This window comes from Nocardia brasiliensis ATCC 700358 (assembly GCF_000250675.2).
Lineage (GTDB): Bacteria > Actinomycetota > Actinomycetes > Mycobacteriales > Mycobacteriaceae > Nocardia > Nocardia brasiliensis_B.
Window position 1 is genome coordinate 8,073,376 of record NC_018681.1, and the last position, 11,579, is coordinate 8,084,954.

The following is an 11,579-nucleotide window of genomic DNA, read 5'->3' on the forward strand; positions in this document are numbered from 1 at the left end:
CCACCGCCCGGATGAATCCCGAAGTGCCGGTGTCCGGTTCGCGGCGGCTGCGCTCAGAGCAGGTGTTCGATGCGTAAGGGGATGTCGCGCAGGCGTTTTCCGGTGGCGTGGTGTACGGCGTTGACGATGGCCGCGGCGGCGCCGATCATGCCGAGTTCGCCGATGCCCTTGACGCCCAAGGGGTTCACCACCGAGTCGTCGACTTCTACGAACGAGATGTCGACGTCGGGGGCGTCGGCGTTCACCGGCAGCAGGTATTCCAGCAGTGAGGCGTTGGCCCACCGCCCGTCGCGGATATCGGGCACGCTGCCCTCCATGAGCGCTTGGGACAGGCCCCAATTCATGCCGCCGAGCACCTGACTGCGAGCCAGCTTCACATTGAGCACCCGCCCTGGCGCGAACGCGCCGACCATGCGCCGGACCCGGACCAACCCGAGCTCCGGATCGACGGCGACCTCGGCGAACTGCGCGCCGAAGCTCATCTTTCCGTAGGGCGCGGGCGTCGTCGCGGGCCGCCAGCTGCCGGTCGTCTCAATATCCGACAGTTGGTTGCGGTCGAGGACATCGGCGTACGAGTCGCTGATCGACGGATCGTCGCGCAGCCGCAACCTGCCGTCGACGCCCTCGATCTCGTCGGGCGTGCACCCGCGCAGCGGGGAATCGATATCGGCGACCGCGATGTCGATGAGCTGCCGGAGCAGATCGGAGCAGGTGTTGTGCACCGCGGAACTCACCGCGCTCGCGCCGATCGACCCGACGGTTGCCGCCACGTTCGGATAGTCGGTGTTGCCGATCTCGAATCGGATGCGGTCGAACGGCATTCCCATCGCGTCACCGGCGACCTGGGTCATCGCCGTGGCGACACCGGTGCCGAATTCCTGGGTGCCCGCCTGCACCACGAGCGACCCGTCCGAGCGCAGCCGCGCGTGCGCGCGTTGCGGCTGGCCGGGTTCGTACACGGGGTAGCCCGCGGTGCCGACGCCCCAGCCGATGAGCCAATTGCCGTCGACGTGCGAACCCGGCGTCTGCTGACGCCCGTCCCAGCCGAACCGCTCCGCGGCCAGCCGCAGACAGTCGAGGTAACCGTCGGAGCTCCACGGGTTTCCGCTTTCCGGATCTACCGCGGCGTGATTGCGCAGGCGCAGTTCCACCGGGTCGACGCCGAGCTGGGTGGCGAGTTCGTCGATGGCGCATTCGAGCGCGACCATGCCCGAGGCCTCGCCGGGGCCGCGCATGAAGGTCGGCGTCATGATGTTGGCCTTGATCAGCCGATACTGCCCCTCCCAGTGCGGGATACCGTAGGCCTTGCTCGCCACCTCGAGCGAGGGTTCGGCCCAGTCGTCGAAATGCGAAGTGAGCGAGAGCTTGTGGTGGCGCAGTCCGGTGAATCGGCCTTCGGGGTCGCTCACCAGGGTGACGCGCTGCTCCTGCTCTTCCCGTAATCCGGTGCCGTAGAACATCTGCTCCCGGTTCAGGATCACCCGGATCGGCCTGCCGAGTTCCCGTGCGATCAGCGGCGCGAGCGTCACGTGCGGCCACATCATCGCTTTGGCGCCGAAGCCGCCGCCGACGTAGTCCGTCACCACCCGCACCTTGCTCGGCGAGATCCCGAGGTGTGCCGCGATGGTCAGCTGGCTGGCCACGATGCCCTGGGTGGCGTCGTAGACGGTGACCGAATCCCCGTTCCACATCGCGGCGGTGACCGAGCATTCGATCGGATTGTGGTGGTTGGCGGCGAACCGGAAGGTGGCGTCGACGGTGTGCGCGGCCGCCGCGGCCGCTCCGGCGAAATCGCCGCGCGACTGGGTCGCCGGGACGAACCCGGCAAAGATCTTCTCCGGCACGTACTGTGCGTCGCGCCCGTCGTCCAAACGCACCAGGGCGGGCTGCTCGTCGTAGGTCGCCTCGATCAATCGGGCGGCCTGCTGGGCGACCTCGAAGGTGTCCGCCACCACCACGGCGATCGGCTGGCCGAAGTAGTGGATCGTGGTGTCCTGCATGGGAAAGAAGGTCTGTCCCGGCGCGGGATGGCCGAACAGCGAGGGCACCAGCGGCACCGTGGTGACCCGCGGCAGGTTCTCGTGGGTGAACACGGCCACCGCTCCGGCCCGCAGTGCGCGGCCGATGTCGAGGGAAGTCAGTGTGCCGTTACCGATCTCGGCGCCCACGAGCACGCCGTAAGCGGCGTTCGGCATCGGGATCTCGGCGGTGTAGCGCGCCGCGCCGGTGACTTTGGCGTGCCCGTCGATGCGGTCGCGCGGCTGGCCGATCAGCTGCTCGGCGGCGGGCGCGCTCATTTCCGCGCTCCCCGCGCCGCGACGGTTTCCAGCGTGCGCACCAGGGTGCGTTGCGCCAGTTCGATTTTGAACCGGTTCATCGGGTGGCTGTCATCGGCGGCCGCGAGTTCGGTGGCCGCCGCCGCGGCGAAGTTCTCCTTCGTCGCGGGCTTGCCGGTGAGCAGATCTTCGGCCATTCTGGCCCGCCACGGTTTGGTCGCCACGCCGCCCAGGCCGATCCGGACATCCCGCACGACGCCGTCCGCGAGGTCGAGTGCCACGGCCGCGGAAGCGGCGGCGAACTCATAGGATTCGCGGTCGCGCACCTTCAGGTAGTGCGAGTTCTTCGCGAACGGCAAGGGCGGCACGTCGATCCGGATGATGAGTTCGTCGCTGGTGATCGGATGCTCCAGATGCGGTGTGGCGCCGGGCAACAGGAAGAAGTCGTCGAAGGGGATGCTGCGGATGCCGCGCGGCCCCTGCACCTGCACCACGGCGTCGAGCGCGGTGAGCGGGTTCGCCATATCGGAGGGGTGCATCGCGAAACAGTGCTCGCTGGTACCCAATACGGCATTGCCGCGATGCAGGCCCTCGAGTGCGCCGCAGCCGCTGCCGGGTTCGCGCTTGTTGCAGGCGTAGGCGATATCGCGGAACTGCGGGCAGCGCACCTTCTGCATCAGGTTGCCGCCCATCGACGCCATATTGCGGATCTGCGCGGACGCGCCCTTCCACAGGGCGATGGACAGGAACGGAAAACGTTCCCGCACACCGGGATCGGCCGCGACCTCGCTCATCCGGACCATCGCGCCGATGCGCAGCCCGCCGTCCGGGGTGTGCTCCAGCTCGGTCAGCGGCAGCCGGTTGATGTCGACGACGTTGTCCGGCTCCATCGCGCCGATGCGCAGCATGTCCACCAAAGTGGTGCCGCCGGCGAGGAATACGGTGTTCGGGCGGGCGGCGACGGCGATGAGCGCCTCGTCCACCGTTTCGGCGCGGGCGAAAGCGATGGGCTTCATCGGGTCTGCCCCATTTCACCCTCCGCGGTCTTTATCGCGTCGCGGATGTTCTGGTAGGCGGCGCAGCGGCAGATATTGCCGCTCATCCATTCGGCGATCTCTTCGTCGCTGCCGGTATGGCCCTCTTCGATGCATTTGATCGCCGACATGATCTGACCGGGCGTGCAGTAACCGCATTGGAAGCCGTCGCAGCTGATGAACGCGCGCTGCACCGGATGCAGCTCCTCCCCCTCCGCGACCCCCTCGATCGTCGTGACCTCCCGGCCTTGCGCACTCAATGCCAGAGTGAGACAGGACAATTCGCGCTTACCGTCCACCCACACCGTGCAGGCGCCGCAGGCGCCCTGGTCACACCCCTTCTTGGTGCCGGTGAGGCGCAGATATTCGCGCAGGGCGTCGAGCAGGCTGACCCGGGGTTCGAGCGCCACCGGAAAGTCGTGACCGTTCACCCGCAGCGTGGCCAACGTGTAATCGGGACCGGCAAACTCAGGCTGACGCGTGTCCTGCTTGGGTAGCTCACCAATAGTCATAGACGTATCTCCTGCTCATGAGCGCGCGACGGACGCGTATCTCGAAATACAGCATGCGAACGTAAGACCTGGCAAACATCGTAGCGTCTGTTCAGCAAACCTGCTTGCGAACAACATCACCGCCGCAGTTCGGCTCGGCAGCCGGTGAATTCGGGAGTTCACGCGGTCCCGACAGCCGCGAACCCGGGCGGCCGGCGGCGCCCGGGTTCGCGGATCAGGCTCGGTTCAGGCGGCGGCCCAGGCGGGGCGCAGCGTGTTCATCGGCGGACGGTCGGCCAGCGACACCTCGGTGCTGTGCGCGGTGAAGGCGTCACCGACCAGCGGGAACTGGGTGAGCGCGGCGCCGGAGTCCTGGACGCCGCTGCGGCCGAGCACGGTGCCGAGGATCTGCCTGCTCATCACGCCCAGGTCGGCCAGCGGCCGGTTGCGGTGCGTGCGCACTCCCAGGTTGACCTGACCGATCGCGGACAAGCCGACCTGATCGTAGGTGTCGAGCAGCAGACCGATCTCCACGCCGTAGCCGGGCGCGAACGGGACCGCGGTGAGCAGTTCGCGGGTGCCCGCGTACTCGCCGCCCAGCGGCTGCAACACCTGCGAGAGTTCGGGCCGCAGCGCGGCGAGCAACGGCCGGGCGACGAGTTCGGTGACCCGGCCGCCGCCGTGCGCGTCCACCGCGCCGCCCTGCCGCAGCGGCCTGCGGTAGTAGGCCTTGACCAGGTGCATCTCGTCGACGGTGAGCAGCGGGCCGAGCAGTTTGGGCACGAACGCCGGATCGGGGTCGATGAGGTCGGAGTCGACGAAGGCGATGAGGTCCCCGCTGGTCACGGCCAGCGAACGCCACAGCACCTCACCCTTGCCCGGCACCGGGTCGAGTTCGGGCACCGCCTGCTCTCGCGTGATCACCTCGGCGCCCGCGGCGCGGGCCCGTGCGGCGGTGGCGTCGGTGGAGCCGGAATCGAGCACGATCAGCTCGTCGACCAGGGTGCCGAGCAGCGGCCGGATGCTGGCCACCACGTCGGCGACGGTGTTCTCCTCGTTCAGCGCGGGCAGCACCACCGACACGGTGCGGCCCGCCTTGGCGGCGACGAGCTCGTCGACCGACCAGCTCGGGGTGTCCCAGGTGTTCGTCGTGGCCCATGGCGGGCTGTACTCACGGCTGTGGGGGTGGTGAAAGTTCATACCAAACCTCGCAGGGTGCGTGCTGGGGGCCGGATGCCCTGGATGGCGGCGATCATGTCCACTACCCGCCGGGTCGCGGCGACTTCGTGAACGCGGAAGACGCGGGCGCCGGCGGCAGCCGACCATGCTGTTGCCGCCAATGTGCCCTCCAACCGCTCGGAAAGATCGACACCTAGAGTCTCCCCGATGAAATCCTTATTGCTGAGGGCCATCAGGACCGGCCACCCGGTATTTACAAGAACGTCCACTCCGCGCAACAACTCCAGGCCGTGATAGGTGTTCTTGCCGAAATCATGGGTCGGATCGATCAGGATCGAATCCGCGCGCACCCCCGCCGCGGCCGCGTGCTCGGCCGCCCGCACCAGGGTGGCGGTCACTTCGGCCAGAATATCGGCGTAGCGCACCCGGTGCGGCCGGGTGCGCGGCACCGCGCCGCCGGTGTGGCTGCACACGAGGCCGACACCCTGCTCGGCCGCCACCGGCACCAGCTCCGGATCGGCGCCCGCCCAGGTGTCGTTGATCAGGTCCGCGCCTTCGCGCACGGCGGCCAGCGCCACCTCGGCGCGCCAGGTATCGATGCTGATCAATAGCTCCGGAAACTTCGCGCGGATCGCGGCGACGAACGGGAGTACCCGCCGGGCCTCCTCCTCGGCATCGACCAGCGACCCCGGCCCGGCCTTCACCCCGCCGATGTCGACCAGGTCGGCGCCCTCGTCCACCGCGCGCACGACCGCGTCCATCGCGGCGGCGTCGGTGAACGTCGCACCCCGGTCATAAAAGGAATCCGGCGTCCGATTCACGATCGCCATCACCAGCGCCCGATCCGTCGCCACCGGCTTGCCGCACAAGGTCGGAAGCGGTGAAACGGTGGCGCTGAACATGCCCCGACTGTACCGACCCCTGTGCCGAGCGGTCTCGCTCAGCTCTTGGGGGCGCGGCCTGCGGCTACCTCGTCCGGGTAGTCGGGATAGAAGGGGATGTAGCCCTGGTCGCGGCCGGCGAGGACGTAGAGCGGGTGGTCGTCGTCGGGGGTGTAACCCTGTTTGCGCAGCTCTACCTTGCGGCTCTTGAAGGTGGAGGTCTGTTCGAGTTCCTGGACCACGCGCAGGAACAGCGGGACCGCGTAGGCGGGCAGCTGCCGGAAGGCCAGTTGCGCGAGCGCCGCACCGTCGAGGTCCCCGTCGGGGGCCAAGGTCACCGCCGCCATGCCCGCCTTGCCGTCGGCGCCCGGGATATCTACACCGTAGACGACGGCCTGCGAGATCGCGTCGGACCGGGTGAGCGCGCCCTCGACCTCGGTGGTCGCGACGTTCTCCCCCTTCCAGCGGAAGGTGTCGCCGAGCCGATCCACGAAAGCGATGTGATGCCAACCCTGATCACGCACCAGATCGCCGGTGTCGAACCAGAGATCGCCCTGCTTGAAGCCGTCGCGCACCAGCTTCGCCTCGGAGGCCGCCTTGTCGGTGTAGCCGTCGAACGGCGACCGGTCGGTGACCTTGGACAGCAACAGCCCGACTCCGCCGGTACCGACCCTGCGTAGCCGACCGTTCTTGTCGCGCTTGGCTTTTCCGGTCTCGTCGTCGTAGTCGACGACGGCGTAGGGCAGCGGCCCGAAGCCCGCGGTGCGGTCCACGCCGAACGCGTTGATGAAGGCGATGTTGACTTCGCTGGCCCCGTAGAACTCGACGATCCGGTTGATCCCGAACCGCCGCTTGAACTCGTCCCACAGTTCCGGGCGCAGCCCGTTGCCGACCGCGAGCCGGACCTTGTGTCTGCGGTCGGTCGCCTTCGGCACCTGATTGAGCAGGTAACGGCAAAGCTCACCGATGTAGATGAACGCCGTCGCCTCTTCGCGGATGATCTCGTCCCAGAACCGCGACACCGAGAACTGCCTGCCGAGCGCGAACGTGCCGCCCGCGCTCAGCACCGCGGACAGCGCGACGGTCAGCGCGTTGTTGTGATAGAGCGGGAGGCAGCAGTACAGGGTGTCGTTGCCGCGCAGGCGAATGCCGAGCCCGCCCAGACCGACCATGCTCTTGGTCCAGCGCAGGTGCGTCATCACGCTGGCCTTGGGCAGGCCGGTCGTACCGGAGGTGAAGATCAGGAAGGCCCGCTCCTTCGCGGTGATCTCCTGGCACACCGGCGGATCGGCATCCGGCGCATCCTGCGCGGCCGCCTGTAAATCGTTGCTGTACAGCACATTCGACGGTGGCTCCGGCAGCGACTCGAGCGCCTGCGCACATTCCTCGCCGACCACGTCGAGCACGCTGTTCAGCAATCCGAAGCTGTGCGCGAGCACCTGGTCGCGCTGGTGGTGATTGAGCAGGCCGACGGTGGCGCCCAGCTTCGCCGCGGCGAGCACCACGAACAGGGTCTGCGGCCGATTGGTCATCAGCACGCCGACCACGTCGCCGCGGCGCACCCCCTGTGCGGTGAGCACCGCGGCGTACCGGTTCACCTCGTCGTTGGCCTGGCGGTAGGTGCAGCCCGCCCCTTCGAAACGCAGGAAGATGCGGTCCGGATGCCGGTGCGCGGCCCGCTGGAAGTACAGGCCCACCGAGGATTTGGCGTCCGGCCCGACCAGCATGCCCGGCGCGCTGCGCAGCATGCCCGGCGCGTCGAGCGCCATCGCGGGAAGGTGTCTGGCCAGATCGAACAAGCTCACCGTGGAGCGACCGTCGGAACTCACTATCCCGCTCTCCTCAATCAAACGCTGGTGCTCACGCCGCCAAAGCCGCGAAGGCGGAAGGTATATCGGCGACCACGGTGACGCGGTCCATCGCGGGCTGGGGCACGAACTTACGGTCGTAGAGTTCGTCGAGCCACTGGAACAGGCCTCGGTAGAAGCCGTCCGGGTCCAGCACCACCACGGGCTTATTGTGCTGTCCCAGATAGCCTCCGGTCCAGGTTTCGAAGAACTCTTCCAGCGTGCCGATGCCGCCGGGCAGGGTCAGGAAGGCGTCCGCGCGGTCCTCCATGATCTGCTTGCGCTGCCGCATGGTGTCGGTGACGACCAGTTCGTCGGCGTCGACATCGGCGACCTCCCGGTGCACCAGGTGCTTCGGGATCACCCCGATGGTGTTCGCGCCGCCGGCCCGCGCCGCCGTCGCGATCGCGCCCATCATCGACACGTTGCCGCCGCCGGACACCAGTTGCCAACCGCGCCGGGCGATCTCGGCGCCGACCGCGGCGGCCAGCTCCAGATAGACGGGATTGACGGTGCTCGCGGAACAGTAGACACAGACGGCGTAGGGCTGTTCGCTCACCACTGATCCTCCGTGCCGATCGCATCCTCCGCGCCACCGGACTCCGCGTTGGCGAGGATGATCTGCACGACCTCCTCCACGCTGTCGGTGACATGGATCAGGCCGAGGTCGCCGGGTGAGATCTTGCCGGAGCCGCCCAGCGAGTCACGCATCCAGTCGACCAGCCCGGCCCAATACCTGCTGCCGAACAGGATGATCGGGAAACGAGTGATCTTGCGGGTCTGCACCAGGGTGAGCGCCTCGAACAGTTCGTCCAGGGTGCCGAAACCACCGGGCAGGCAGATGAAGGCCTCCGAGTACTTCACGAACATCGTCTTGCGGACGAAGAAGTAGCGGAAGTTGATGCCGAGATCGACCCACTCGTTGAGGCTCTGCTCGAACGGCAGCTCGATGCCGAGACCGATCGAATAGCCGCCCGCCTCACACGCGCCGCGGTTGACCGCCTCCATCGCGCCGGGGCCGCCGCCGGTGATCACCGCGAAACCGGCCCGGGCCAGCGCGGCACCGATGGCCAGGCCCGCCTGGTATTCGGGATGGTCGGGTTGGGTCCGCGCCGAACCGAACACGGTGACCGCGCGCGGCACCTCGGCGAGCGCGCCGAAACCCTCGACGAACTCGGCTTGGATGCGCAGCACGCGCCACGGGTCGGTATGCACCCAGTCGGTGTCGCCGCGCCGGTCGAGCAGGTTGCGATCGGCGGTGCCGACCTCGTTCGCCCGATCGCGCCGGAACATGACCGGTCCGCGGAACTTGGCTGTCGACTTCGGCTTGTTGGCAACCTCGCGGTCAGCGGCGTCGGTGGACATGCGAACCAAACTACCGGGAGGTTGTCGCGGCAACAGACCTGAGCCGAGAAGTCAGCCGCCGTTCACCTCGGGCGCCGCCGCGCATCAGGCGCGGTCGCCGGTGAGATAGGTGCGCAGCATGGCGGTGACGGCGGTGATCTGGTCGACCGGGACGTGCTCGTCACGCTTGTGCGCGAGGTTCGGATCGCCGGGACCGAAGTTCACCGCGGGGATACCGCGCGCCGCGAAACGAGCGACGTCGGTCCAGCCGTACTTTGCGCGCACACCACCGCCGCCGTGCTCGTGCACCGAGGCGATCAGGTCCGCGGCGGCCGGTGCGGTCAGGCCGGGCAGTGCGCCCGGGGCCGAATCGGTCACCTCGAAGGTCACGTCGAGACCGGCGAAAACCTCGCGCACGTGCGCGATCGCCTGATCGACCGTGCGGTCCGGCGCGAAACGGAAGTTCACGTCCACCTCAGCGGCGTCGGGCACCACGTTGCCCGCCACACCGCCCGCGACGCGCACCGCCGACAGACCCTCGCGGTAGCCACAGCCGTCGATGTCGACCTCACGCGCCCGGTACTCGGCCAGTCGCTGCAGGATCGGCGCGAGGCGGTGGATCGCGTTGTCGCCCAACCAGGCTCGCGCCGAATGCGCGCGCACCCCGGCGGTGGACAGCCGAACCCGCAGCGTCCCTTGGCAACCCGCCTCGATCCAGCCGCCCGAGGGTTCACCGAGCACGGCCAGATCGCCGGCCAGCCAGTCCGGCAGGTCGCGCTCGATATGCCCGAGACCGTTGAATTCCGAGGCGATCTCCTCGCAGTCGTAGAAGATCAGCGTCAGCTCGTGCACCGGTTCGGCGACCGTCGCGGCCAGGTGCAGGAACACCGCATCCCCGGATTTCATGTCCACCGAACCGCAGCCGAACAGCACCCGCTCGCCCGCGTCGTTCACCGCGAAATGGCTCGGCACGTTGTCGGCGATCGGCACCGTGTCCAGATGGCCGGCCAGCACCACCCGCGTCGGCAGGCCCCGGTTCGTCCGCGCCAGCACCACATTGCCGTGCCTGCGCACCTCGAAGCCCGTCGTCTGCTCGCGCAACGCCTGCTCCACGAGATCGGTGATCACCGCCTCGTCCCGCGACACACTGGGAATGTCCACCAGAGCTTTGGTCAGCGCGATCGGGTCCGCCCGCAGATCAAGGGTCACGCCCCCACCCTACGACCGCGCTCCCGCCAGACCGCGGCGCACGCCTTGGCACGCCGCACACCTCGTCCCTTGCGTGCCTCGGTCGCACTACACCCCGGCCGCACCGCACTGCGCGCAACGCCGCCACGTGCATCTGCCGCACTCGCTACATCGCCACAACGCATACATCTCCGACCACGAATTCGTGCGCCTAGAGCACTTGGATGCGCGACGCTGCCAGCCTGCTCCGGGTTGATGCCGGTGCATGTCGGTGAGCGCTGGACCGGGAAGTCCGGCGGCGTGGGGAGTGGCACAGGAGGAGGGTCACCGCTGGGGAGGGGAGGTCGGTAACCTCTCTGGACGTGAGTACTCAGGGAGCAGCAGCAGTCGGTATCGCCAACGTGACCGCGGACGGGACCGTCCTGGACACCTGGTACCCCAGTCCGGAGCTCGGCGTGTTCGCCGAGACCGGGACCAAGCGGCTGGACGAGGCGCCCGCCGAGTACGCCGCGCTGCTCGGGTTCGACGAGGCGCGTGGGGTCGATGTGGTCGCGGTGCGCACCACGATCGCTGACCTGTCCGCGGCGCCGGTCGACGCGCACGATGTCTACCTGCGCCTGCACCTGCTCTCGCATCGCCTGGTCCGTCCGCACGAGGTGAACCTGGACGGCCAGTTCGGCTTGCTCAGCAACGTGGTGTGGACCAACCACGGCCCGGCCGCGGTGGAGGGTTTCGAGACCACCCGCGCCAAGCTGCGCGCGCGCGGCCCGGTCACCGTGTACAGCGTCGACAAGTTTCCGCGCATGGTCGATTACGTGGTGCCCTCCGGGGTGCGGATCGGCGACGCCGACCGGGTCCGGCTCGGCGCGCACCTCGCCTCCGGCACCACCGTCATGCACGAGGGCTTCGTCAACTTCAACGCGGGCACCCTGGGCAACTCCATGGTCGAGGGCCGCATCTCCGCCGGTGTGGTGGTGGGCGACGGCTCCGACGTCGGCGGCGGCGCGTCCATCATGGGCACCCTGTCGGGCGGTGGCACCACCGTCATCTCCATCGGCGAACGCTCCCTGCTCGGCGCGAACGCGGGTGTCGGCATCCCGCTCGGCGACGACTGCGTCGTGGAGGCGGGCCTCTACGTCACCGCGGGCACCAAGGTCACCGGCCCGGACGGAACCGTCGTCAAGGCCAGCACCCTCAGCGGCCAGAACAACCTGCTCTTCCGCCGCAATTCGGTCACCGGCGCCGTGGAAGTGGTGCCGCACAAGGGCACCGGCGTCGAACTGAACGCCGCTCTGCACGCCAACGACTGACCCACCCCTACCCCACGCCGGTCGCGACC

General features: G+C 68.4%; 10 protein-coding genes. 1 reads left to right on the forward strand and 9 read right to left on the reverse strand.

Annotation, left to right across the window (positions count from 1 at the left end; all coding sequences use genetic code 11):
* Window positions 1–53: 53 nt before the first annotated feature.
* The 9 genes from O3I_RS35960 to dapE form a co-directional block, all read right to left on the reverse strand.
* The gene (locus tag O3I_RS35960; protein ID WP_014987960.1) at window positions 54–2,297 is read right to left on the reverse strand and encodes a xanthine dehydrogenase family protein molybdopterin-binding subunit; all 2,244 of its coding nucleotides are present in this window, start codon (window positions 2,295–2,297) and stop codon (window positions 54–56) included.
* Window positions 2,294–3,292: an FAD binding domain-containing protein gene (locus O3I_RS35965; protein WP_014987961.1), complete on the reverse strand. Its 999-nt coding sequence runs from the start codon at window positions 3,290–3,292 to the stop codon at window positions 2,294–2,296. Before O3I_RS35965 ends, O3I_RS35960 begins: the two co-directional genes overlap by 4 nt.
* Window positions 3,289–3,822, reverse strand: coding sequence for a (2Fe-2S)-binding protein (locus O3I_RS35970; protein ID WP_081594222.1), 534 nt, complete (start codon window positions 3,820–3,822; stop codon window positions 3,289–3,291). The genes O3I_RS35965 and O3I_RS35970 overlap by 4 nt, the downstream gene beginning before the upstream one ends.
* A 225-nt stretch (window positions 3,823–4,047) precedes the next feature.
* Window positions 4,048–5,001, reverse strand: a complete 954-nt coding sequence (locus tag O3I_RS35975) for a glucosyl-3-phosphoglycerate synthase (protein WP_014987963.1) — start codon at window positions 4,999–5,001, stop codon at window positions 4,048–4,050.
* Window positions 4,998–5,882, reverse strand: coding sequence for a dihydropteroate synthase (gene folP / locus O3I_RS35980; protein WP_014987964.1), 885 nt, complete (start codon window positions 5,880–5,882; stop codon window positions 4,998–5,000). The genes O3I_RS35975 and folP overlap by 4 nt, the downstream gene beginning before the upstream one ends.
* 38 nt (window positions 5,883–5,920) lie before the next feature.
* Window positions 5,921–7,690: a long-chain-acyl-CoA synthetase gene (locus tag O3I_RS35985; protein WP_014987965.1), complete on the reverse strand. Its 1,770-nt coding sequence runs from the start codon at window positions 7,688–7,690 to the stop codon at window positions 5,921–5,923.
* A gap of 31 nt (window positions 7,691–7,721) precedes the next feature.
* On the reverse strand, window positions 7,722–8,270 hold the full coding sequence (locus tag O3I_RS35990) for a TIGR00730 family Rossman fold protein (RefSeq protein ID WP_014987966.1): 549 nt from the start codon (window positions 8,268–8,270) through the stop codon (window positions 7,722–7,724).
* Window positions 8,264–9,073, reverse strand: a complete 810-nt coding sequence (locus O3I_RS35995) for a TIGR00730 family Rossman fold protein (protein WP_014987967.1) — start codon at window positions 9,071–9,073, stop codon at window positions 8,264–8,266. The genes O3I_RS35990 and O3I_RS35995 overlap by 7 nt, the downstream gene beginning before the upstream one ends.
* Window positions 9,074–9,157: 84 nt before the next feature.
* Window positions 9,158–10,261, reverse strand: coding sequence for a succinyl-diaminopimelate desuccinylase (dapE, locus tag O3I_RS36000; RefSeq protein WP_014987968.1), 1,104 nt, complete (start codon window positions 10,259–10,261; stop codon window positions 9,158–9,160).
* 341 nt (window positions 10,262–10,602) lie between these two features.
* Between dapE and dapD the strand changes: the two genes are divergently transcribed.
* Entirely contained in the window at window positions 10,603–11,550 is a 948-nt protein-coding gene (gene dapD / locus O3I_RS36005) for a 2,3,4,5-tetrahydropyridine-2,6-dicarboxylate N-succinyltransferase (protein ID WP_041563089.1), read from the forward strand.
* Window positions 11,551–11,579 lie beyond the last annotated feature (29 nt).

What these genes read in the sequence shown, in the direction of transcription:
- O3I_RS35960 (WP_014987960.1), bottom strand. Translation starts at nt 2,297, where the DNA reads ATGAGCGCGCCCGCCGCCGAGCAGCTGATCGGCCAGCCGCGCGACCGC.
- O3I_RS35965 (WP_014987961.1), bottom strand. Translation starts at nt 3,292, where the DNA reads ATGAAGCCCATCGCTTTCGCCCGCGCCGAAACGGTGGACGAGGCGCTC.
- O3I_RS35970 (WP_081594222.1), bottom strand. Translation starts at nt 3,822, where the DNA reads ATGACTATTGGTGAGCTACCCAAGCAGGACACGCGTCAGCCTGAGTTT.
- O3I_RS35975 (WP_014987963.1), bottom strand. Translation starts at nt 5,001, where the DNA reads ATGAACTTTCACCACCCCCACAGCCGTGAGTACAGCCCGCCATGGGCC.
- folP (WP_014987964.1), bottom strand. Translation starts at nt 5,882, where the DNA reads ATGTTCAGCGCCACCGTTTCACCGCTTCCGACCTTGTGCGGCAAGCCG.
- O3I_RS35995 (WP_014987967.1), bottom strand. Translation starts at nt 9,073, where the DNA reads ATGTCCACCGACGCCGCTGACCGCGAGGTTGCCAACAAGCCGAAGTCG.